The following is a 25,051-nucleotide window of genomic DNA, read 5'->3' on the forward strand; positions in this document are numbered from 1 at the left end:
CCCAGACGAAACGCCCGGAGCCGATTATCCCTTCATTTTGCCATAACTTTCTGGTTTTGTAGAAAATCTTTCTTAAACATCAGGAGGCCGACCATAAAACCTGAGCAATAGCAGGCGGCTTTATGAATTTTTCGGGTTACGTTAGAATGCGCGCTCTGATCAATCCACTTTAGATTCCACGGTGCGGATACATCTCCGATGAGCAAAAGCGACCGCGATACAAATTCCCCTGTTTCTTCCCTGAGCTATAAAGACGCAGGTGTCGACATCCAGGCAGGCAACGCCCTGGTTGATCGTATCAAGCATGTAGCCAAAGCCACCTCACGTCCCGAAGTCATGGGCGGCCTGGGAGGCTTCGGTGCCCTGTGCCAGATACCATCAGGTTATAAAGAGCCGGTTCTGGTTGCCGGCACTGATGGTGTAGGCACCAAGCTGAAACTGGCTATGGATCTGGGCAGGCACGATACCATTGGTATTGATCTGGTGGCCATGTGCGTCAACGACCTGCTGGTTTCTGGTGCCGAGCCCCTGTTCTTCCTGGATTACTACGCAACCGGAAAACTCAATATTGACGTTGCTGAGCAGGTCGTTACCGGTATTGGTGCAGGCTGTGAACAAGCTGGCTGCGCACTTATTGGTGGTGAGACCGCAGAAATGCCCGGTATGTATCAGGGCGAAGACTATGACCTGGCGGGCTTCTGCACTGGTGTCGTTGAAAAGTCCAATATCATTGATGGCAGCAAAGTTGCCGCCGGCGATGCTCTGATTGGCCTGAAATCCAGCGGCCCGCACTCTAACGGATACTCCCTGATCCGCAAGGTTCTGGAAGTCAGCCAGTCAGACCTGAGCAGTGAAGTTGATGGCAAGCCACTGACTGAAGCCCTGATGGCTCCAACCCGAATCTACGTCAAACCCTTACTACAGCTCCAGAAAGAACTGCCAGTCCATGCCATGGCACATATTACCGGCGGCGGTCTGACTGAAAACCTGCCAAGGGTTATTCCTGAAGGCTGTGTCGCCGTCATTAACACCAAAAGCTGGGAAATCCCGGAAGTTTTCAAACATCTGCAGCAAGCGGGCAACATTGCCCAGTCAGAAATGTACCTGACCTTCAACTGCGGTGTTGGCATGGTGGTCTGTGTTCCTCAATTACAGGCTGAACAGGCCGTAGCCAGACTGAATGAACTGGGTGAAGAGGCCTTCATCATCGGTCATATGGAATCAGGTTCTGGTGACAAAGTCGTTTACCGTTAAGGTAAAAAAAGGCTTGATCAACATTTTCCTAGGAGCCTGACCGAGAATAGCGCCCGTAGCGAGGACGGCAGAAAATTGAGGATGAAAATTCGGTTTTGTGAGGAGAATAGCGAGCTATTTGACGAACAAAAGCGGATTTTCAGACCAATTTGCTGCCGCCGCAGTAGGGCAGTCTATTCTCGGTCAGGCTCCTAGCAGCCTGTCGGACTTGAGCGTCCGTAGCGAGGATTGCGAGAAATTGAGGATAAAAATTTCTGATTCCGAGGAGAATAGCGAGCTATTTGACGAGGGAGCAGGAATTTTTAGACCAATTTATCGCGACCGCAGTAGGACAGTCTTAAGTCCGACAGGCTGCTAGTGTTCTTCAAGCCTTTTACCAAAGCAGATAAAAATCTTGAGAGCGGAAATGACGGATAACCATCGAGTCGTCGTATTGCTATCGGGCAGTGGTACCACTTTACAGGCCATTCTTGATCAGCAGAAACAGTATTGCTATCAGGTGGTCGGGGTGCTCAGCAACCGTCCTGATGCCTATGGCCTGGAGAGAGCCCGGAAAGCGGGGCTTGACACCTTTAGCCTTGACCACAAAGGTTTCTCAAGCCGGGAATCATTTGATCTTGAGCTGGTGCAACGTATTGATGAGTTTAAACCTGACCTGGTTGTACTTGCAGGCTATATGCGCATACTCAGCCGTGCTTTTGTTAAGCGCTATCAGGGAAAACTGATCAATATACACCCTTCCCTGCTCCCCAGGCATAAAGGTTTGAATACCTATCAGTCAGCACTGGATGCCGGTGACAAAGAGCATGGAACATCGGTTCACTATGTCACGGAAAAGCTGGACAGTGGTTCTGTTGTGATGCAGGCGACGCTGGATATCACTGATGTTGATACAGCGAAGACGCTTGAACAGAGAGTCAAGGTCATGGAACACCACCTTTATCCCAAGGCTATAGACTGGATTGTTTCTGGCCGGATAACAATCCAGAACGATGCCATATTACTTGACAAAAAGCCGCTTGGCCCTCAAGGATATCGTATATCTGAAAAAAGTATCGCCACGGCAAACTGATTCCGTTTTAGACTTTTCTTGTTGATTCGAGCATTAAAAACGGTTTCATTGATGAGTGGCCATAAGCTGTGAATACCTCGCTGTTCCTGGCAGGAGGTATTCCCTTAAAAAGGAATTATCCTGATGACCCCTTTCAAGACCGTCTCAGCCATTTTGGCTTCTGGCCTTTTGATCGCCAGCACTCCTTCCATTGCACAACCCACAGAAGCTACGTTAAAGCCATTCACAGCGGAGTATAAAGCGGAAGTTTCCGGTATCAGTGGCTCAGGTACACGCAGTCTGAAAAAAGAGGGCGACCAGTGGGTTCTGGATTTTGGGGCCAGTGCATCGGTCATCATTGCTTCCATCAGTCTGGATGAAACCAGTCGCTTCAATCTACAAAAGGGTCAGGCACTTCCCCAGGATTACCAGTACGAGCGAAAGGGAATAGGTAGCAAACCGGCTAAAACTGCCCGATTTGACTGGAAATCCATGGAAGCCTCCTGGCAGCAGGCTGAGAAACAATCAAAGATCTCATTTAAATCTGGCGCCCAGGACCCTCTCTCATACCAGCTTCAACTTCGGCTGGACTTGAAGGCTGGAAAAAAAGAGCTGGTTTACCCGATTGTTGAGGATGATGAAGTCTACGAGAGGCGGTTTGTGATTGAAGCCGATGAAATACTGAATACACCCGCCGGCCCACTCAATACGACCCGTGTAAAAGTGGTTCGCGAAGATAAAGACCGCGAGACCTGGATCTGGTTTGCCAAAGACTGGGATTATGTTCTTGTGCAACTGCATCAGAAAGAAAACGGCTCAGACTATCTGATTCAGTTCAAAGGTGGTGAACTGGATGGCAAAACGATTAAAGGAATTACTCCCAAGCCATCCAAATAGATCTTGCGGGGGATCTCAGCCAGTCCCGATACAAAGGCTTCATAAAAGACTATCTGGTTTTGTGTTACGGATATAACGAACCCGCTGTCTGTTGCTTCGGGTTTCCGATAAAATGGCGGCTTCTGTTGCAACACTCCTTTACCTCAATGTCAGGAGCTTTCCGTGAGACTTCTCCACACTATGCTTCGAGTGGGCGACCTTGATCGCTCCATTGCTTTTTATACTGATATCCTGGGTATGAAACTGCTTCGAAAGCACGATAACGAGCAATACAAATACACTCTGGCTTTTGTTGGCTATGCCGATGAATCAGAACAGGCCGTTATTGAACTGACGTATAACTGGGGTACCAGTGACTATGACCCTGGTACGGGTTTTGGTCATATAGCCATTGGCTTTGATGATATCTATGCAACCTGTGAGAGCATCCGTGCCAACGGTGGCAAGATCACCCGTGAACCGGGTCCGGTCAAGGGCGGAACGACAGAGATCGCCTTTGTAGAAGACCCCGATGGCTACAAAATCGAAATGATCCAGAACAAAAGCGCATCCCGGGGACTTCAGGGATAAGGAAAAAACACAGGGAAGTGAACCAGTCAATGCCAGACAATCCTGAAAAACCTTCCGATACCTCTAGCAAAAAGACTCAGAGAATAGCTGCCCTCTGCCTGATGTTCCCTCTGCTTTCAGGCTGCTCCAGTCATTCAGCTGTTAACTATGCGACTGATGTTGTGGTTCGAGAGTTGGGTGGACCTGCAGCTGAAGTCTACTCAACGGTTAAGGCCGTCAAGAGTATCCAGAAAGATGTAATCGCCTTTGAAGCCCTGGTCAGGATTCTGTCAACAGAGGCCCGTGTTAACTGGGGTGACGAAAAAAGTGCCAGCAGGAAGGAATACGTCAAATACACCAACCATTACCGCACCCGGGTATTTGTTAACTTCGAACAGGGCAAGGTTCACGTTGAAACGCTGGATAGAGAAGACCTGAAACAAGCGATTATTGTCACCCTGCTGACGCCTTACAATCCTGATGAAGTTGACCTGTTCAGCGACAAAGCCGTCCCCATCGGGGAAGAGCCCATGCTTTATGGACAGGTCGTGGACCATCAGGGGCAGCCCATACGCTGGGAGTGGCGGGCCAGTCAGTTTGCCGACTACCTGATCGACCATCAGTTAACCACTCGTGCCAGCAGCAAGGGTACCGTTTACTCTGTTGATCTTGATCTGGTTGGCGACCATATGATCAAAAGACAGTATCAATACGCCGGTATCGTTCGACAGATGTCGCAAAGATACAAGATTAAGGAAAGTTTGATCTATGCGATCATGAGGACAGAGAGCAGTTTCAACCCCTACGCGGTGAGCCATGCTAATGCCTACGGTCTTATGCAGATTATCCCATCAACGGCAGGAAGAGATGTTTTCAAGCTGGTCAAACGTCGCAGTGGACAGCCCAGCAGACACTATCTTTTCAACCCGTTTAACAATATTGATGCAGGCACCGCTTATCTGCACCTTCTTGAAACCCGCTATCTGAAAAATGTCAGAGATCCACTGGTAAAGCATTACGCTATTATCTCTGCCTACAACGGTGGAACAGGCAATGTTTTGAAAACCTTCCATTCCAATCGCACCCGGGCTATAGAAATCCTCAATGAGATGGAACCAGAAGAAGCGTATTGGTCTCTCACCCGCAAACACCCCAGACAGGAATCAAGAAACTATCTGAAAAAAGTCACCAAAGCTCAGAAAGACTTTTACAACGGTGATGTCTGAATTTAGTTTTTGACGGCAAAACACACTTACTTTCTTGAATTGCCACTGCCCTGCTCTACCTTTCCTTATTCCAAAATCAGTAATGTACGAATCGAATAATGAAACGATCGTTTTTTGCGAAATTCCTGTTGCTGCTTTTCTCTTTGTCTGCCACCTGTCAGGCAGACTCGTTAAGAAGACGTTTTGCTGTCGAGCATAAACAGAGCACTCAGAGCTTTTCTGTTACGCGCAGCCTGAATTCGTTGCTGGACAATCGGAAGCACCTTCCCGACACAAAAGGCTATACAGTTTTATTGCCGCCTGATGACAAACCACACAAAGCTGGGGGTTACGGGCTACCAATGACCTTTATTGAGTCCATTTACTGGCCATTACTTTACGCCACCAACGTGCTGCTTGCATACGAACTGATCCAGACCACCAGGGACCCTGCCCTGAGAGGCAAACCTTATTCATGGATACCTGAAGAAGTATTTGTCGCTGTCGGCTGGCTTTTAAAAAGTTACTGGAACCCCGATTCATTGCTGTTTAACCCGAGGGATCAACTGAGTCGGGATGATCCGTTTACGATCAACACTATGACGCTCCCCGGAGAAAACAAACAACAAAGTGACCAACAACAAAGCAACAAACAAAATCCGCCATCAGAATCATCTGGCCAGCAAGCCTCAGGGACAACCAGCCATGTCAGAGGCTCTGTCACCAACACCCTGTCGTCTGGCTCTAACGATGGTAATGAGAGCCCTGAACAAGACCAGCATACGTTGGGTTTAGATTGTTTCGTCAATTCCTGTCATGGTGTTTGTAAACTCCGACAATCATCCAATAGTAGTGAGCTAGCTGAACATCCCCTTAAACCAGAGATCCATGAGGCTGTCGCAAAAGTCGCGAGCAAAGCAGGTGTGCTTGTCTCACAAATCATAAAGCACATTAATCGATTAATATTTAATCACACGTTAAACGATGTGCATGCCAACGCGAATTCCCCTTCTCCGGATATTCAGACATTTGAGAATGCCATCGAGATACTTGAATTACTTGACCCTTCCGATATTTCAACAGACTTGGAACCGTTTAGTCTCTATCCAGAGATTGATTTCTATAATGCCTATCACCTCAATCATGCCTATGGTGATAGCGATAGCGATGACGATATCGATGGCTATGCTTATTATCACGTCTATTACAGAGGCAAGATGCTGTTCGCTATAATACGCACTGCAAATAAAACAAGCTTTGCATCTGCTCTTACATGTGGGATTTCAGTAAGCATTAAAACCGAAGTCTTATTTAATGAATTATATTATGCACCTGATGGCCCGGGTTACCAATCTGCAAAAAGGGAATTTGAGGAACAAAGGAAAAAACAGAGCAGTCAGGTAAACTGCAAACAACTCCTGTGAATGTTCAGGTGCATAAGAAGGCTGATGATCAAGACAGCTCTATTCCAAAGCGTTGCAATGGACAACACAGCAGGAATTTCCAACTATAAAACCAGTAACACATGGATCGAACATTGAAACAAACGTTCTTTGCTGCACTGATGTTGTTGCTTTCGCCTTTGTCTACCATCTGTCAGGCAGAGTCGTTAACAAGACATTTTGTTGTCGAGCATAAACAGAACACTCAGAGCTTTTCTGTTAAGCGCAGCCTTATTTCATTGCCGGACAATCGGAAGCACCTTCCCGACACAAATGTCTACGCAGTTTTTTTGCCGCCTGATGACAAACCACACAAACTTGGCGTTTACGGGCTACCAATGACCTTTATTGAGTCTATTTCATGGCCATTGCTTTACGCCTCTAACGTGCTGGTTGCATACGAATGGGCCCTGAACACCAGGAACCCTGCCCTGAGGGGCAAAACTTATTCATGGATACCTGAAGAAGTGTTTGTCGCTGTCGGCTGGCTTTTAAAAAGCTATTGGACCCCCGATTCATTGCTGTTTAACCCAATGGATCAACTGAGTCGGGATGACCCGTTTACGATCACCACTATGACGCTCCCAGGACAAAACAAACAACAAAGCAACCAACAAAACCCACCATCAGAATCATCGGGTCGGCAAGCCCTAGGGGCAACCCGCCATGTTACAGGTTCTATCAAAAGACTATTGTCGTCTTTATGTAACAAAGATAAAGAAGACCCTGAACAAGACCAGCATACTTTAGGTTTGGAGTGTTACGTCGATTCCTGTCATGGCGTTTGTAAACTCCGACAGGCATCCAATAGTAGTGAGGAAGAGAAGCTGAGTTCCACAGAAAGTTCGACAGGACAAAAGGCGAAAAAAAACAGGTTACAGGAAGTAGACGAGTATTCTGAGTCACTTGCTAACGCCGTGCCTGACATCGAAATTGATGAATCAAACACAACAGCAGATGACATTGTTTCAGAAATCATAGAGCACATGAATACATTAATAACTATTCTCATTGAAAACGATGCGCATTATAAAGTCGAATCCCCTACCCCGGATATTCAGGTATTCAGGAATGCCATTGAATTACTTGAACATCTTGACCCTTCCGATATTTCACAAGGTCCGGAAGTGACTGACTCAAATTGTAACTACTCAATCCATGATGGCTATAGCGATACTTGGTATCTCGTCTACTACAGGGGTAAGGTGTTATTCACAGTAACACAAACTGGCAGTGAAGATAGATTTGAAGGTCACTGGACGTCTGGGGAGTCAGCAAGGATTAAAACCGAAGACTTATTTAATGAACTCTATTATGCTCCTGATGCTCCCGGTTATCAATTTGCAAAAAGTGAATTTGAGAAATGTAGAAAAGAATAACCTGTATCGACAACTTGAGAGAAACCCAGAGCCCCGGAGCTGGAGCATGTGAACCTGGTTTTTTGCAACACTCTATTTCATAGGGTGATCTATTTTTTCTTCCTGAAACCGGATAGCAAGGATAGAATTATTAAACACCCACTCTTTGTAGCACCATTTTTGCTGTTCCTGTCATTGCCTGCCATCTGTCAGGCCAAACCACTGACAAAACCTTTGCTGGTCGAGTTTGAACAGCATACAGGCTTTCAAAAACAGAGCCTCTCTATAAAGCTTGAACGGCACAGCTCATCATCAGACATCACCGACTCAAGCGGCTATGCAGAAGCAGGTTCACCGCCCGATGACAAACCACAGAGACCCGATGGTGATGGGGTAAAAACGCCCCTTATTGAGTCGATTTCCTGGCCATTGCTTTTCGCCACTCATATGTTGGTTGATTACAAACTGATCCTGACCATCAAAAAGACTCCCTTGAGATCCCCTTTTTCACGGCTATCTCCAGAAGTGCTTGCATTAGTCGATTGGCTTTTGCAAAGCTATTGGAGCGCCGATTCACCACTGTTTAACGCCATAGAACAACAAGCGCCGAGTCATGATCATCCGCATCAGGCCATTACTGTAACGTTTGGCTCCGGACACGACCAACATCAATACCAGCCGTCAGAATCGTCCAACCAGCAAGCTCCGCAAGCCAACACCCGCACTGCAGGCTCTTTTATTGCCCCTCAGAATACTGACTATCGGGGCGGTAACCGAGGCCCTCATCAAGACTCACATACTTTGGGTTTAAATTGTTTCATCCATCCCTGTCATGGCGTTTGTCAATTCCGACCATTATCCGATCCCGGGGGGCGCGCAGAACGGACGCTGGATATCGAAGAAGTTTCGATAGCCGAAAATAGCTTTTGCTCTCATTTGGTCAATGGATACTGTTTTATTTGCATGGACTATTTTGATCCTCCAAACACTACATATTCTCAAAACAACTCAATTTTCAGGTTATTGGGTAATTGCCCTGACACTCCAGTATTTGATTCTGATAAAGTATTTAAGACAGAGGCGCATGACATTGATGTCAACCCGGCTAATAACTGCAACCCTATAGACGGGGTCGCCCTGGACGAGGTCGCCCTGAATGGGTTCGCTTTAGACTCAATGAGCGCAGGGGCTGCCTATACAAATGCATCTACCGGACCAGTCAGTGATGATCTGGCAATACCAGAGAATGATTGCCTTGCTCTCGAAGCCACTGCCCATTGCCAAAAGGCTCTGTCGGGTCACAAAAGCAAGCACCACCACAGGCAATTCATCTGTAACAAGATCGTGGCCTCAGAGGATGGTTATCTGCGGCCATGCGCAAAGATCTTCAAAAACTCTCCAACTCTGTCGACTCACAAAAGCAAATTTCACACCGGGCAAAAAACCTGTGACGTGACCCTGGTCAGGGAGGATGGCCAGCCTGGTCCATGCGGGACGGTCTGCAAGAACGCTCAAGACCTGTCGGAACACAAAAACAGATGCCACTCTGGGCAACAAATCTGTGACACGATCGTGGCCGTAGAGGATGGTCAGCTGCAGCCATGCGGAAGAGTCTTGTTACATGCTCGCTCCCTGCGGGAACACAAAAGAACATACCACCGCGTGGAAAAAACCTGTGACGTAACCCTGGTCGGGGAAGATGGCCAGCCGCAGCCGTGCGGGACGCTCTGTAAAAGTGTTCAAGTCTTGTCAGATCACAAAAGAAGTCACCATACCGGGCAACAAACCTGTGGCGAAACCCTGGTCGGAGAGAACGGCCAGCCTGATTCCTGTGGGACGGTCTGCAAAAACCCTCAAGACTCATCGGGTCACAGAAACAAATACGACTATCAGCAAAAAATCTGTGACGCGATCGTGGCTGGAAAAGATGGTCAGCCGCTACCATGCGGTAAGGTCTGCTTACATGCTCGCACCCTGCGGGATCACAAAAAAAGAAACCACGGCGTGCAAAAAATCTGTGACGTAACCACGGTCGGGGAAGATGGCCAGCCGCAGCCATGCGGGGTGCTCTGTAAAAGTGTTCAAGTCTTGTCAGAACACAAAAGAAGACGCCATACCGGGCAAAAAACCTGTGCCGAAATCGTGGTCGGAGAGGATGGCCAGACGCGACCATGCGGAAGGATCTACAAGAACGGTAAAGCCCTGTCAGATCACAAAGCCGGATATCACACCGGACAAAAAACCTGTAATGTAGCAGTGCCCGGGGAAGATGGTCGGCTGCGGCCATGTGCAACGGTCTGCAGGAATTCTCGAGCCCTCACGGATCACAAAAAAATAAAACACACCGGGCAACAGACCTGTGACGTAAAAGTGACCAGGAAGGATGGCCAGCCTCAGCTATGCGGGACGGTCTGCAAGAATCCTAAAGCCCTGTCGGATCATAAAAGAAGAGAACACACCGGGCAACAAACCTGTTACGAAAAGATGATTGGGAAAGATGGCCAACTGCGACCATGCGGAAAGATCTGTGACAATGCTCAAGCACTTTGTTGTCATAAAAGAATGCATCGAAAACGCAAACATGTTGATGTGTTCAATAACGATGAATTCAGCAATCCAGAAGGTAAAATGCACAAGTAACGGCCTGATCTAGCCCTTTCGAGGCTGTCGCAAAAGTGCCGCGCTTCGCTGATACCGCGTTAAAAAGTGGCTCAAAATGCTCATTTACTCGCTGTAAACTGCGCTTTTTTGCCACTTTTTGCCTTATCTCAGCCTTGCTCGCACTCTTGCGACAGCCTCTGGAGCATGGGAACCAAAGCTTTAGAAAGCTTTAGAACACCCGAAGTAGGGGGCGGGTAATGAACTGAGTTCAAAAAGCAACATTTTACTCACTCAATTAACCAGGATTACGCCCCTTATTGGCAGCAATTCTCAGCCTCAATGCATTCAGCTTGATAAAGCCTTCAGCATCTGCCTGATCATAAGCACCGGCATCATCTTCAAAGGTGGCAATATTCTCATCAAACAGGGAGTCATCAGACTGACGACCAACAACCGTTACATTACCTTTATAGAGTTTCAGACGTACGACACCATTCACGCAACCCTGACTTTCATCAATCATCTTCTGAAGCATCTCACGCTCGGGAGACCACCAGTAGCCGTTGTAAATCAGTTTCGCATACCTGGGCATCAGTTCGTCTTTCAGGTGTGCCACTTCACGATCAAGAGTAATGGACTCAATTGCCCTGTGCGCTTTCAGCATGATGGTTCCACCCGGAGTCTCGTAGCAACCACGGGACTTCATACCGACATAACGATTCTCAACGATGTCCAGACGACCCACACCATTCTCTCCACCCACCTTGTTCAGGTAAGTCAAAACGTTTGCGGGTGTCATTTCCTGACCGTCGATAGCAACGATATCACCTTTCTTATAGGTCAGCTCAATATACAGTGGCTGATCCGGGGCATTTTCCGGAGCTACACTCCAGCGCCACATATCCTCTTCGGCTTCAGCCCATGGATCTTCCAGGATGCCACCTTCGTATGAAATGTGCAGCAAGTTGGCATCCATAGAATAAGGAGACTTACCTTTCTTCTTTTCAACCTGTATACCGTGCTCTTCACAATAGGCCAGCAGTTTTTCACGGGAATTCAGATCCCACTCACGCCACGGAGCTATTACCTGTACACCTGGCTTCAGAGCATAAGCGCCCAGTTCAAAACGCACCTGGTCATTACCCTTGCCGGTAGCACCGTGGGAGATAGCATCGGCTCCCGTCTCATTGGCAATTTCAATCAAACGCTTGGAAATAAGAGGACGGGCAATAGAAGTACCCAGCAGGTACTCGCCTTCATAGATGGTATTGGCCCGGAACATCGGAAACACAAAATCCCGAACAAACTCTTCACGCAAATCTTCGATATAGATCTCTTTGATGCCCAGTGCCTCTGCTTTGGCCCTGGCAGGCTCAACTTCTTCACCCTGACCCAGATCCGCAGTAAATGTAACAACTTCGCACTGATAAGTATCTTCCAGCCATTTGGCAATGACTGAGGTATCCAGTCCACCCGAATAGGCCAGTACCACTTTTTTGATCTCTTTCACCGTGCACTCCCAATTCCCGATACGGTAAACCTGATTGATTGAAGAGTATTGATGATCCAAAATTGAAAATCAATATTTATTCAAAAAACCTACATATTAATTCAATATTCCCATTTTTTATGGCTACCTCTTAACTCTGAAAGCCCGATGTGGAAATTACCCAACCGACTTCCGATAGCCACAGAGCGGACACCATTATTCTCGAATGCTTCCCTATTTTCCAGACCGGGGAATCTCAAAAGCACTTCACCTGAACTGATAAAGACCGAAAATGTGCAAACAACTGAAAATCAACGCCTTTGAAGTCCTGCAAATTGATCGAAGGGCATGCTCTGAACGGCAAATATTACTACCAAGCCTGCATGATTTTAGATACGATGCTAGCCCGGTGAAGGGGGTCTCCTGAACTCTCCAATCTACTCCATTTTATTCACGTGCTTTTTTGATCATCCCGTGCTGTATTTAGCGGACTCAAGATAAAAACACGATTAAACTGTTGCTATTTAGCAGTCAACCTTTCTTTTCCGGAACAGGTACTCTTCAGAAGATGACGCAAATGCCCATAGCGAAAGAAAAGCTCTCCCTGACACGTCCTGATGACTGGCATATCCACCTGAGAGACGACGCAGCCCTGGCTGAAACAGTGCGTTCAGCAGCCAGAAACTTTACCCGGGCTATTGTCATGCCTAATCTGCGTCCACCGGTACTGGACGCCGATGATGCTGCCGCTTACAAGGCCCGAATCCTTGAGCATGCGCCTGCTGGTAGTCAGTTTGAACCACTGATGACACTTTACCTGACGGATAACACCACCCCCGAAATGGTTCGTGAAGCCAAGGCCAGAGGCGATGTCAAAGCTCTGAAGCTCTATCCAGCCGGAGCGACCACCAACTCTGACTCAGGTGTCACTGATATCAACAATATTGAGGAAAGTCTGAAGACCATGGCTGAGGTTGGCCTGCTGCTGCTGGTACATGCTGAAGTCACTGACAAAGACATTGATATCTTCGATCGTGAAAAAGTTTTCATTGATCGTTACCTGCGAGACATTACTCTTCGGCACCCTGACCTGAAAGTGGTCATGGAACACATCACCACCGCTGATGCGGTCGAATTTGTCAAAAGCAGCCACAGCAATGTCGCCGCCACGATTACTGCACACCACCTGCTTTACAATCGCAACGATATGCTGGCAGGAGGCATTCGCCCCCATTATTACTGCCTGCCAATCCTGAAGCGTAATAGCCACCAGCAGGCCTTACTGGAAGCCGCAACCAGTGGCAATCCGAAATTTTTCCTTGGCACCGACTCTGCACCTCATACGGTAGATGCAAAAGAAACCTCCTGTGGCTGTGCAGGTTGCTATACCGCACCGGCAGCTCTGGAATTGTATGCTGAAGCCTTTGAGAGCATGAATGCACTGGATAAACTGGAAGGATTTGCCAGCCACTTTGGTCCGGATTTTTACGGTCTACCCAGAAACCAGGCTTCTGTAACCCTGATTAAAGAAGAATGGCAATTGCCAGAGTCTATCCCCCTGGGCGACAATCAGGTGATTCCTCTGCGTGCAGGCGAAACCCTGAACTGGCGTTTACAAACCCAGGACTAACACTGAAGACCGGAAAGTCAGCCCTCAGAAGGCTGACTTTCCACTGACTCTGAATGAATTAAGGAGATTCCGTGGTCGATGATAGCCATTTGATGGCCAACCGCTTTCGTGGTTTTTTGCCTGTTGTGGTGGATGTAGAAACCGGAGGTTTCAATTCCGCCACCGATGCCCTGCTGGAAATTGCAGCTGTGGTCATTGAAATGGATGAAAGCGGCTATGTGCACCCCGGTAAGCCTCAGTCTTTCCATATCAAACCATTTGAAGGCGCCAATATTGAACAGGCGGCGATAGAGTTTATCGGTATTGATCCCTTCCACCCGCTTCGCATTGCCACAGAAGAAGAGCAGGCACTGAACGGTATCTTCAAAACAGTGCGCAAGGAAGTTAAAAAACAGGGTTGTAACCGGGCAGTGCTGGTGGGTCATAATGCATCATTTGACCTTAGCTTTCTGATGGCCGCAGCAGAGCGCTGTGATATCAAACGCAACCCTTTTCATCCCTTCTCCTGCTTTGATACAGCCACCCTGTCCGGACTGGCATACGGGCAGACCGTGCTGGCCAGAGCCTGCGAGGCCGCAGAGATTCATTTCGACAAGGGTGAAGCCCACTCTGCCCGTTATGACACAGAGAAAACTGCCGAGCTATTTTGCTCTATCGTCAACCGCTGGAAGGATCTGGGCGGCTGGTTATAAAGAGGCTTATAAATCGTTTCCGGAATTTTGAGAGAGTGGCTTATGGCAACCACTCGACCAAATTATCAGGGCTGAGTTAATCTCATGATGTGAATAGTCGTTGATGGCGAAATTCCGGATATTCCGTTTACTCTTCCTGCCCGGGCTGGTTGATTTCCAGCAACTCAATATTCATTTTCATCCACAGCAGAGTAGCAGCCAGGTTAATGTTGCTATTGCAGACTCCCCCATTGCCGGACAACAAGCCCCGTGTTGCATCAACTACCTGGTCCACCTCTTTTTGTCGTTCTTCAGGGAATTTCTCAAGCAACCGTTTTAGACGCTGCTGCCCTTGGGTCAGGTGTGCAAACCTCTGGGGAAACTGAAGCAACTGATAAAATTTAAACAAATCCGGTTCCAGCCCAGACACCTCCCAAGCCCGGAGCGCCATAATAATAAGGATGTTCAGGTCATGGGTATCAAATGCCGGTTTATCTGCTGCGTCTGTAAAATATTTAATCTCCCCATTGAGTCGCAATCGACCAAGTTGTTCGGCATCCACCTGATACATTATTTGCAAAAAAAACTTCACCATATTGTCATTACTAAGGGGGGCTTTGTCCGCATAATAACCGTTACCAGCTAACATGGGGGCTTCCAACAATGTTGCGAGATCGTGTAGCATGAATGACTCACAGCCAAAGCCACTCGCCTGACGCTCAGGCAGGAAATAAAACCGGGAGTCAGTAAAACCATGATATTTTAACGCCAGTGTTAAAGCTAAAGTGACAAAATGCGCCAAGTTCGAATAAACTTGATCTTCGTAGTAACGCTTAAAAACACTTAAACTATCAACCACAAAAACGCGATGACGCCCTTCAGTATTTTTTCGAATAGAAAAAACGTTAACATGGCCTGTTTGCTCCTGAAAAATAAAGTTTTTAGTCTCACCTATTGCCATCAATGGCAGCTGGGTTATAAACAACCCAACCAGTTGGTGAAGACACTGAGGGAAGCCAATGTAAGTTTGCATAAGCTTCAGAGTTAACGGGCTAGCAACATCCAGAATCGTGTCAATTAATAACTCTTTGGGCATCCCTTCAGGTAAAACAAGCTGCGGAAACGCACGTCCGGCAAATAATCTGATTAAATTTTCTGGCAGGCTTTCTAGCTTGGGGTATTCAATTAAAACGTGTAGCATTTCACCTTTTTCCAGCTTCCCCGGAAAATGATGCTTAAGCAGACTCAGAATCGCTTTCCAACGGTATCCAGCGCTCTCCAGGGAACCCTTCTCCTTCAAAAGATTGGGGGATTTGGCATACAGTCTTTCCAATTCTGCATTAAAGTCATCAATATTTTTTTTCTGATCCATTGTTTTCAATGACTTTTCAGCAGCCTTGAGTATTTCTTTCAGTTTTTCAAGATGCCTGACATGACCCTCATCGTTACCGGAAGCCGATGCTGATACAGCACCAGAGCCTGAGGAACCTGAAGAGCCAGAACTGCCTTGCCCTTTATCACTTTGCTTTTTGCTTTGTTGCTCTTGCTGCGGTGGTGGAGATTTACCGTCGGTTTTAGACTGTTCCTTGTTTTCGTTGCCATAACGGTTTAATTGGAATGGATAGCCAGTAAACGTCGTACCTTTATTCGGCTGCAGCCAACCCCTTTCTGAGATAGGCAAACTGATTATCGAACCTTTTTTCCTCTTATGTAACAGCAACAGCGGGGCAACGTTAGATTTTGGTAGACGAATGGGAGGCAAGAAAGAAGAAAGAATTGCATCGATGCTGTAGCCGGAAACGAATGATGAAGTGAGAGGAACTGAAGCCTGACTACTACACGACAAAAGCAGGACAGGCAGAATAAAAACGATAGTCATAAAATACCGGAGCTTCAAGAAAAGATAAAAAGATCATTCTAGAAAAGAAACTCAGATTTTGCAGACTCCATGATATTTAAATCGTTCGAGAAATTCATTCAGGTTAAAAATGAGTACAATTTGAGTATTTACCCCACTATCACCAGCGGAATCTGAGATGTCCAGTCTCAGAGTTAGCTAAAAGACGACTTTGGACACCTGAGTGGCAGGTGAAGCGTTACCGGATTTTTTGAGAGGGTTGATTATGGCAACCGCTCAAACAAGTCATCAAGGCTGAGTTAATTTCATGGTATAAAATTGATCATTGCCATTGATGGCGAATTTCCTGAAATCTTTTTTATTTTTCCTGCCCAGGAGGGTTCATATCCAGTAACTCAATATTCATTTTCATCCACAGCAGAATAGCGGCCAGATTAGTGTTGTTATTGCAGATTCCACCTCTGACGGACAACAAGCCCCGTGTTTCATCAACTACCTGGTCAACCTCTTTTTGTCGTTCTTCAGGGAATTTCTCAAGCAATCGCTTCAGTCGCTCCTGCCCTTGGGTCAGATGTGCAAACCTCTGGGGAAACTGAAGCAACTGATAAAATTTAAACAAATCTGGTTCCAGACCCGTTGTAGTCCAGGTATGGAGCGACATAAGAATAAGGGTGTTCAGGTCATGTGTAGCAATTGCAGGTTTATCTGCTGTGTCCGTAAATGACTTAATCTCCCCATTGATTCGCAATCGACCGAGTTGCTCACCTTCCGGATCATACGTTATGTTCAAAAAAAACCTGAACATATTGTCATTAGTAAGAGGTTCTTTGTCCGAATAATAACCGTTACCAGCCAACATGGGGAATTCCAACAACGTTTTCAGGTCGTGCAACATGAATGACTCACTGCCAAGGTTAGGACCTTGACGTTCAGGCAGGAAGTAAAACCGGGAATCAGTAAAGCCATGATATTTTAACGCCAGTGCCAAAACTGAAGTGACAAAATGTGCCAGGGGCGAATAAATTTGACCTTCGTCGTAGCGCTTAAAAACACTTAAACTATCAACGACAAAAACACGATAACGCCCTTTAGCATTTTTCCGGATAAAAAAAACGTTAATGTGACTCGTATGGTCCTGAAAAATAAACTTTTTAGATTCACCTTTTGCCATTAGCGGTAGCTGGGTTATAAATAACCTAAGCAGCTGTTGAAGACACTGAGGATGGCCCAGATGAGTTTGCATATACCATAGAGTTATCGGATTGACAGAATTCACAATGAAGTGAACTAACGTCTCTTTGGGCACCTCCTGAGGTAATTCAGTTTCCGGGAGCACTTCTCTGGCAAGTAATCTGATTAATTCTTCTGGCTGGCCCTCAATATCGGGATATTCGAGTAAAACGTGCGACATTTCACCTTCTTCCAGCTTGTCGGAAAAATGATGCTTAAGCAACCTCAGAATCGCTTTCCAGCTGTATTTCCTGCTCACCAGTGACCCCTTTTCCTCGAGAAGATCAGGGGATGCCGAATACAATCTTTTCAATTCTGCAATAAAGCCATCAATATTTTTTTTCTGATCCATTGTTTTCAATGACTTTTCAGCGGCTTTGAGGATTTCTTTCAGTTTTTCAAGATGCCTGGCACGACTCTCATCGTTACCGGAAGCTGATGCTGATGCTGATGCAGCACCGGAGCCTGAGGAGCCAGAAGAGCCCTGCCCTTTATCGCTTTGCTTTTTGCTTTGTTGCTTTTGCTGCGGTGGCGAAGATTTACCGTCGGTTTTAGACTGTTCCTTGTTTTCGTTGCCATAACGGTTTAATTGGAATGGATAGCCAGTAAACGTCGTACCTTTATTCGGCTGCAACCCATCCCTTTCAGAGACAGGCAAACTGATTATTGAGCCTTTTTTACTCTTTTTTAACAGCAACAGAGTAGCAACGTTAGATTTTGGTAGACGAATGGGATCAGGTAAGAAAGAAGAAAGAATTGCATCGACACGGTCGCCGGAAACGAATGATGACGTGAGAGGAACTGAAGCCTGACTACTACACGACAAAAGCAGGACAGGCAGAATAAAGACGATAGTCATAAAATACCGGAGCTTCAAGTAAAGATAAAAGGATCATTCTAGAAAAGAAACTCAGATTTTGCTGACTCCATGATATTTAAATCGTTCGAAAAATTCACTCAGGTTAAAAATGAGTACAATTTGAGTATTTATCCCACTATCACAAGCAGAATCTGAGATGTCCAGTCTCAGAGTTAGCTAAAAGACGACTTTGGACACCTGAGTGACAGGTGAAGCAGTACCGGATTTTTTGTGAGAGCTGCTTATGGCAACTACTTGAACAAATCACGAAGGTTGAGTTAATTTCATGCTATGAAATTGATCATAACCGATGATGGTGAACTTACGGATATCTTGTTTATTCTTCCTGCCCGGGACGGTTGTTCATTTCCAGCAACTCAATGTTCATTTTCATCCACAGCAGGGTAGCAGCCAGATTAGCATTGTTATTGCAGACTCCATCATCGCCAGACAACAAGCCCCGTGTTTCATCAACTACCTGTTCCACCTCTTTTTGCCGTTCTTCAGGGAATTTCTCAAGCAATCGCTTTAGTCGCTGCTGCCCTTGGGTCAGATGTGCAAACCTCTGAGGAAACTGACGCAACTGATAAAATTTAAACAAATCTGGTTCCAGCCCCATTGTAACCCAGGTTTGCAACGACATAATAATAAGGGTGCTTAGGTCATGTGCATTAAGTTCAGGTTTATCTGCTGTGTCCGTAAAATACTTAATCTCCCCATTGACTCGCAATCGACCGAGTTGCTCAGCACTCTCGTCAAATGTTATTTGCAACGAAAACATGGCTACTTTGTCATTAGGAATAGGTTCTTTATCCGCATAATAACCGTTACCAGTCACCATAGGGGATTGCAACAATGTTTCCAGGTCGTGCAGCATGAATGATTCAGAGCCAAAGTCACCAGCCTGACGTTGAGACAGGAAGTAAAATCGGGAATCAGTAAAGCCATGATATTTTAAAGCCAGTGCCAAAGCGAAAATGACAAAATGTGGTAGAGATGAATAGACCTGATCTTCGTAGCAACGCTTAACAACACTTAAACCATCAACGACAAAAACACGATAACGTCCTTTAGCATTTTTCCGGATAGAAAAAACACTAACTTGCCCCCCTGTATGATCCTGAAAAATAAACTCTTTAGATTCACCCGTTGCCACTAAAGACAGCTGGGTTATAAATAGCCCAATCAGCTGCTGAAGACAATAGGGGTAGCCCAGATGAGCTTGTATATACCTCAGGATTGACGGGCTGGCAGCATCCACAATGCTGTCAACTAACAACTGTTTGGGCAAACTTTCAGCTAATGCAGGTTCTGTCAGCTTCTGTCTGGCAAAAAATCTGATCACTTCTTCTGGCAGGCTCGCTAGACCAGGATATTCAAGTAAAACGTGTGACATTTCACCTTTTTCCATCTTGTTGGGAAAATGAAGCTTAAGCAACCTCAAAATCGCTTTCCAACGGTGTTCACCACTCTCCAGGGAGCCCTTCTCCTTCAAAATATCGGGGGATTCCGCATACAATCTTTTCAATTCTGCATGAAACTCATCAATATTTTTTTTCTGATCCATTGTTTTCAATGACTTTTCAGCGGCTTTGAGGATTTCTTTCAGTTTTTCAAGATGCCTGGCATGACTCTCATCGTTACCGGAAGCTGATGCTGATGCGGCACCAGAGCCTGATGAGCCAGAAGAGCCAGAACCGCCCTGCCCTTTCTCGCTTTGCTTTTTGCTTTGTTGCTCTTGCTGCGGTGGCGGAGATTTACCCCCGGTTTTAGACTGTTCCTTGTTTTCATTGCCATAACGGTTTAATTCGAATGGATAGCCAGTAAACGTTGTACCTTTATTCGGCTGCAGCCGATCCCTTTCAGAGACAGGCAAACTGATTATCGAGCCTTTTTTACCCTTTTGTAACAGCAACAGCTGGGCAACGTCAGATTTTGGTAGACGAATGGGATCAGGTAAGAAAGAAGCAAGAATTGCTTCGACACTGTCGCCGGAAACGAAAGATGAAGCGAGAGGAACTGAAGCCTGACTACTACACGACAAAAGCAAGATAGGCACAATAAAAACAAAAGTCATGAGATACCTGAGCTTGAAATAGAAATGAAGAAATTATTCTAGACAAGAAACTCAGATTTACCTGACTCCGGGATATTTAAATCGTTCGAGAAATTTGCTCGCGTTAGAAATGAACACAATTTGAGCATTTACCGCAATATCACAAGTGGAACTTGAGATTCCAGTCAGAGCTAGCCAAAACATGACTTTTGATAATGATTTTCAGTGCTTTTTGGCTGTTTCGAAAGAATTTCGTAAAGGCATTGATTAATGCTCACCGGGACACCGGTGAGCTTGTTCGCAACTCAATTCAGGTAATGATTTTCGAGGTATTGAGCCACAGCATCATCATTGCATTGGCCAATCACCTGATGATCAGGCAGTTTCGCTTTCAAACGCTCTGTCGCATTCCCCATAACCAGTCCTTTGCCTACCACCTGTAACATCTCAACGTCGTTCATGCCGTCACCAAAAGCTACTGCGTCTTTGGGCTCCAGACCTTTGAGTTTCATGACTTCTTCCAGAGCTGCACCTTTGCTCACCGCTGGCGCCATGATTTCAAGGCAGGTATCCAGAGAGAAAGCCATATTCACCGAGTCACCAAAGGTTTCATGAATATCCCGCTCAAGATCAAGCAACTCATCATGCTTTTTGGCTACAAAGAACACTTTGATAATCTTGTCGACAGGAATCGTATCCAGATCCTGCACAGTGTAGCTGAAGCCTGTGTCTTTATGAAACTCCAACAAGCTTTCATGATGCTGCTCGACATACCACTTATCTTCGCTGTACACACTCAAAAAAACGGTATCACTGTATTGACGGCCAAGCGCAATTAAGGGCTGAATAAACCTGGGATTAAGATCATGACTGACAATCGTCTCTCCCTTGGGGTTGTGTGCTCGTGCGCCATTAGAAGTAATGGTGAACATATCGATGTCCAGCTGTGCTCTTATCTCTTCAACATCCAGGTAATGTCTGCCCGTGGCAAAAACAAAACGGATTCCCTGATTGCTTAAACGACGAATAACTTCTTTGGTGCGAGGTGCCAGCTGGTGCTGGTCATTAAGAAGGGTACCATCAAGGTCTGAGACAACAACGGGATACATGTATACCTCATAAGAGAGTACGTTTTATCTGTATCCTGATGCTATTTCATGACACAGTGATGAACAGACAAAACAGGTGGCTTAGCCCCTGTAATTATGCACACTTGTCTCACTTTATGGCAATAGGCGCATCTACGAAAGTTAATGAGCTAACTATCCCCAGACTGCTACACGCAGAGGGGTTAACCCTGAAGGAATAACAAAAAAAGGAAGCCGCTGGATAGCGGCCTCGACTGAAGAGCATTACTCAAACGTAATCTCACCCTCTGTAAGTATTGCCTTGATGACATCACCGGGAGAGTACTGACCTGACAGTATGGATTCTGCCAGAGGATTCTCGATACTGCGCTGTATGGCCCGTTTCAACGGACGGGCTCCGTACACAGGATCAAAGCCCACTTCAGCCAGTTTTTTCATTGCTTCATCAGAAACTTCCAGGGACAGACTATTTTCCGCAAGACGTTTGTTCAGTCGGCTTAACTGAATAGCCGCAATGCCTTCTATCTGCCTCTCTGTCAGGGGATGAAAGACCACCAGCTCATCGACACGGTTGACAAATTCAGGCCTGAAGTGAGCTCCCACTACATCTATAAGCGTTGATTTCAATGCTTCAAAATCTTCACCCTGCATGGTCTGAATAACATCAGAGCCGAGGTTGGAAGTCATGACAATCACAGTATTTTTAAAGTCTACCGTTCTTCCCTGGCCATCAGTTAAACGACCATCCTCCAATACCTGCAAGAGAATATTGAAAACGTCCGGGTGAGCCTTTTCTACTTCATCCATCAACACCACCGAATAGGGTTTACGGCGAACAGCCTCTGTCAGATAACCCCCTTCTTCATACCCCACGTAGCCGGGAGGCGCTCCCAGCAGGCGGGCAACAGAGTGTTTTTCCATAAACTCGGACATATCGATGCGAACAATAGCGTCTTCTGTATCAAACAGAAATGCCGCCAGCGCTTTGCAAAGTTCTGTCTTACCCACACCGGTTGGCCCAAGAAACATGAAGGAGCCATTAGGTCGGTTGGGATCGGCCAGGCCTGCTCTTGAGCGGCGTACAGCGTTAGAAACAGCAACTACTGCTTCGTCTTGACCAATTACACGACCATGAAGTGCGTCTTCCATCTTCAAGAGCTTTTCACGCTCACCTTCCAGCATTTTGGAAACAGGTATTCCAGTCCAGCGAGAGACCACTTCAGCAATTTCTTCATCCGTGACCCGGTTGCGAAGCAGCTTGGTTTCTCCACCTGACTTGGCAGCATCCGCTTCAGCCAGCTTCTTTTCCAGCTCGGGAAGCTGGCCATACTGAATTTCTGACATTTTGGCGAGATCACCAGAACGCTGTGCAGCTTCCAGGGCAATGAGTAATTGCTCACGCTCCTCCCGTAACTTCTGAGACCCCTGAAGGACGACTTTCTCGGCCTTCCAAATGTCTTCAAGGTCTGAGTACTCTCTCTCAAGGCGGCCCACTTCTGTATCCAAGAGTACCAGCCTCTCTTTGGATGCGTTGTCGTCTTCTTTTTTAAGTGCTTCCCGTTCGATTTTCAGTTGAATCAGACGACGCTCCAGGCGATCCATTTCTTCTGGCTTGGAATCCATCTCCATCCGTATACGACTGGCTGACTCATCAATCAGATCGATGGCCTTATCGGGCAGTTGCCTGTCAGTGATGTAGCGCTGGGAGAGTTTTACGGCAGCGACAATGGCCGGGTCGGTAATGTCAACACCGTGGTGGGCCTCATAACGCTCTTTCAGACCACGCAAGATAGCAATAGTGTCTTCTTCTGTAGGCTCATCCACCAGTACTTTCTGGAATCGACGCTCCAGCGCTGCGTCTTTTTCGATATATTGCCGGTATTCATCCAGTGTCGTCGCTCCAACACAATGGAGTTCACCCCGGGCCAGAGCGGGTTTAAGCATATTACCGGCGTCCATGGCACCTTCTGCCTTACCGGCACCTACCATAGTGTGGAGCTCATCAATAAACAGGATGATCTGCCCTTCCTGTTTGGACAGCTCATTGAGTACCGACTTCAGGCGCTCCTCGAATTCACCCCTGAATTTGGCCCCGGCAATCAACGACCCCATATCAAGCGACAAAAGCCTTTTACCCTTGATACCGTCAGGCACTTCACCATTGATAATTCTTTGAGCCAGCCCTTCCACAATGGCAGTTTTACCAATACCGGGCTCGCCAATAATCACCGGATTATTTTTGGTACGGCGTTGCAGCACCTGAACAATGCGTCTTATCTCATCGTCCCGGCCAATGACAGGGTCCAGCTTGCCTGCTTCAGCACGCTCAGTTAGATCAATGGTGTAGGTGGCCAGAGCATTGCGATTATCTTCAGCATTGGGATCATTGACGGATTCGCCTCCCCTGAGATTGTTGATGGCATTTTCCAGAGCCTGCTGACTCACCCCCTGCCCTTTCAGGACACGGGAAACTGACGAACTCCCGTCCATCATCACCAGAAGGACAGTTTCGCTGGAAATAAACTGATCCCCCCTTTTCTGAGCCTGTTTATCGGCCAGATTAAGCAAGCGAATGGTTTCCTGTGACGGTTGAATATCGCCGGTTGGATTATTAATGACTGAAACCTGATCAAGCAGCTTCTCGAGCTCATCAGCCAGCTGCTGCAAATTAAAGCCCACTTGACTCAAAAGAGGCTTGATAGAACCACCCCGCTGATTAAGCAGCGCCATTAACAGGTGGACAGGTTCTATCTGATTGTGATCCTTACCCACAGCCAGTGACTGAGCATCTGACAATGCGGACTGCAGCTTACTGGTCAGTCTGTCTGCTCGCATAGTGAGTTCTCCCGCGTTTTATTACTTGCCGATAGGGCTGCTTCTGTAATCCTATATTGCGGCAGAATCGATCTTTTCAAGAGCTGGCTTTCCTGCCCCCCGTGAACTGGCTAATATCCTGATGTCTGCTAGATTGAGAGGTTTTGATTTAATCCGAGATAGTCTTCAATATTATGAAAAAGTTATGGAACCCAAACAATAAAGAACGTCAGCCAGTCCCATCTAATCCGTTGTATGCAAGGTTTTTTCTGACATCTTCATTTCTATTCGCCCTTTCTTTTCAGGCAATGGCAACCTCCCCCAACCCGGAAGATAGTCTCGTTGTCATTTACGATGGCTTTTCTTCGACCGGCTTTTGTCTTGGCGTTGTAACAGGAGAGAAAGAGGTCACCACTTCAGTTCCTTGCGCAAAACACGGTGGATTTGGCAATTACACCATCTACAGAAGCCCGCAGGAACTCAGTTATTGGGAAGGTTTCAATCAACATGACTGGCAATCAGGTAGAAGCCTAAAAAAAAACATTGATGAGAAACAGATAGTAACGATCATTTTAGAAGAGCACCCGGAAAATAAAAGCATTGCCAAAGTTTCCAAACAGGCAACCCCAATCTGGTGGACGCCTCTCTGGAAGTGTCTTGCAATGACCGGAGACTGGAATGATGTTCACTGGCAATGGCAAAAGCGTTGGTTAAAACCTAACATCACCAGACAATCCTACATACTCTCCCTGAACAATCACCTGCCTGCAAGTTTGCGGCACTGGTACTTCAATAACACTGTTGCAATATTTGACCAGGATGGCGCACTGGCAGGCTTTTCCTATTGTCCAGAGGCCGCCTACAGCACCTCTTCAGATAAGTTCAGGGTATACTCGGTTGACTATCGATCAGGAATAATTAAAAAATATCAAGAGCTCTATCGCTGAACCCAAACCGGTATAGCTGGACGTCGAGACAGGTTGCCATCAGTCTTCAACA

17 protein-coding genes are annotated in these 25,051 nt (G+C 46.6%); 11 read left to right on the top strand and 6 right to left on the bottom strand.

All coding sequences use genetic code 11. The annotated features are described in order from the left end of the window. Positions 1-198 precede the first annotated feature (198 nt). The 8 genes from purM to ACOJUO_RS24490 all read left to right on the top strand — a co-directional run bounded on the left by purM (position 199) and on the right by ACOJUO_RS24490 (position 10,396). Positions 199-1,254, top strand: coding sequence for a phosphoribosylformylglycinamidine cyclo-ligase (gene purM, locus ACOJUO_RS24455; RefSeq protein WP_422134485.1), 1,056 nt, complete (start codon positions 199-201; stop codon positions 1,252-1,254). A gap of 406 nt (positions 1,255-1,660) precedes the next feature. Continuing rightward, positions 1,661-2,326: a phosphoribosylglycinamide formyltransferase gene (gene purN / locus ACOJUO_RS24460; protein ID WP_422138461.1), complete on the top strand. Its 666-nt coding sequence runs from the start codon at positions 1,661-1,663 to the stop codon at positions 2,324-2,326. A gap of 123 nt (positions 2,327-2,449) precedes the next feature. Then, positions 2,450-3,202, top strand: a complete 753-nt coding sequence (locus ACOJUO_RS24465; protein WP_422134487.1) for a DUF3108 domain-containing protein — start codon at positions 2,450-2,452, stop codon at positions 3,200-3,202. Between the two features lie 162 nt (positions 3,203-3,364). After that, positions 3,365-3,772, top strand: coding sequence for a lactoylglutathione lyase (gene gloA / locus ACOJUO_RS24470; RefSeq protein ID WP_422134488.1), 408 nt, complete (start codon positions 3,365-3,367; stop codon positions 3,770-3,772). 29 nt (positions 3,773-3,801) lie between these two features. Next, entirely contained in the window at positions 3,802-4,977 is a 1,176-nt protein-coding gene (mltC, locus tag ACOJUO_RS24475) for a membrane-bound lytic murein transglycosylase MltC (protein ID WP_422138462.1), read from the top strand. A 98-nt stretch (positions 4,978-5,075) separates the two neighbouring features. Then, entirely contained in the window at positions 5,076-6,380 is a 1,305-nt protein-coding gene (locus ACOJUO_RS24480) for a hypothetical protein (protein ID WP_422138463.1), read from the top strand. 113 nt (positions 6,381-6,493) lie between these two features. Further along, positions 6,494-7,777, top strand: a complete 1,284-nt coding sequence (locus ACOJUO_RS24485) for a hypothetical protein (protein ID WP_422138464.1) — start codon at positions 6,494-6,496, stop codon at positions 7,775-7,777. Between the two features lie 48 nt (positions 7,778-7,825). Then, positions 7,826-10,396: a hypothetical protein gene (locus ACOJUO_RS24490; RefSeq protein ID WP_422134492.1), complete on the top strand. Its 2,571-nt coding sequence runs from the start codon at positions 7,826-7,828 to the stop codon at positions 10,394-10,396. Positions 10,397-10,652: 256 nt separating this feature from the next. On the opposite strand, the gene ACOJUO_RS24495 is transcribed toward ACOJUO_RS24490, so the two are convergent. Then, complete coding sequence (locus ACOJUO_RS24495; RefSeq protein ID WP_422138465.1) at positions 10,653-11,867, bottom strand: argininosuccinate synthase; 1,215 nt, start codon at positions 11,865-11,867, stop codon at positions 10,653-10,655. Positions 11,868-12,423: 556 nt separating this feature from the next. Here ACOJUO_RS24495 and pyrC point away from each other — a divergent pair. After that, positions 12,424-13,476 (top strand): dihydroorotase, encoded by a 1,053-nt coding sequence (pyrC, locus tag ACOJUO_RS24500; RefSeq protein WP_422134494.1) that lies wholly within the window; start codon positions 12,424-12,426, stop codon positions 13,474-13,476. A 92-nt stretch (positions 13,477-13,568) separates the two neighbouring features. Then, positions 13,569-14,168 carry a ribonuclease T gene (gene rnt, locus ACOJUO_RS24505; RefSeq protein ID WP_422140098.1) on the top strand — a complete coding sequence of 200 codons (600 nt, stop codon included), beginning with the start codon at positions 13,569-13,571 and terminating at the stop codon, positions 14,166-14,168. A 127-nt stretch (positions 14,169-14,295) separates the two neighbouring features. On the opposite strand, the gene ACOJUO_RS24510 is transcribed toward rnt, so the two are convergent. From ACOJUO_RS24510 to clpB, 5 genes are all read right to left on the bottom strand, one after another. Further along, positions 14,296-15,528 carry a hypothetical protein gene (locus tag ACOJUO_RS24510; protein ID WP_422134495.1) on the bottom strand — a complete coding sequence of 411 codons (1,233 nt, stop codon included), beginning with the start codon at positions 15,526-15,528 and terminating at the stop codon, positions 14,296-14,298. A gap of 835 nt (positions 15,529-16,363) precedes the next feature. Next, the gene (locus ACOJUO_RS24515) at positions 16,364-18,094 is read right to left on the bottom strand and encodes a hypothetical protein (RefSeq protein ID WP_422138466.1); all 1,731 of its coding nucleotides are present in this window, start codon (positions 18,092-18,094) and stop codon (positions 16,364-16,366) included. Positions 18,095-18,431: 337 nt separating this feature from the next. Continuing rightward, positions 18,432-20,171, bottom strand: a complete 1,740-nt coding sequence (locus ACOJUO_RS24520; protein ID WP_422134497.1) for a hypothetical protein — start codon at positions 20,169-20,171, stop codon at positions 18,432-18,434. A gap of 284 nt (positions 20,172-20,455) precedes the next feature. Continuing rightward, on the bottom strand, positions 20,456-21,259 hold the full coding sequence (locus tag ACOJUO_RS24525) for a Cof-type HAD-IIB family hydrolase (RefSeq protein WP_422138467.1): 804 nt from the start codon (positions 21,257-21,259) through the stop codon (positions 20,456-20,458). A gap of 243 nt (positions 21,260-21,502) precedes the next feature. Next, positions 21,503-24,073 (bottom strand): ATP-dependent chaperone ClpB, encoded by a 2,571-nt coding sequence (gene clpB, locus ACOJUO_RS24530; RefSeq protein WP_422138468.1) that lies wholly within the window; start codon positions 24,071-24,073, stop codon positions 21,503-21,505. A gap of 173 nt (positions 24,074-24,246) precedes the next feature. Between clpB and ACOJUO_RS24535 the strand changes: the two genes are divergently transcribed. Continuing rightward, complete coding sequence (locus tag ACOJUO_RS24535; protein ID WP_422138469.1) at positions 24,247-24,999, top strand: hypothetical protein; 753 nt, start codon at positions 24,247-24,249, stop codon at positions 24,997-24,999. Positions 25,000-25,051 lie beyond the last annotated feature (52 nt).

It is taken from the genome of Endozoicomonas sp. ALC020, assembly GCF_049275935.1.
Classification (GTDB): domain Bacteria; phylum Pseudomonadota; class Gammaproteobacteria; order Pseudomonadales; family Endozoicomonadaceae; genus Endozoicomonas_A.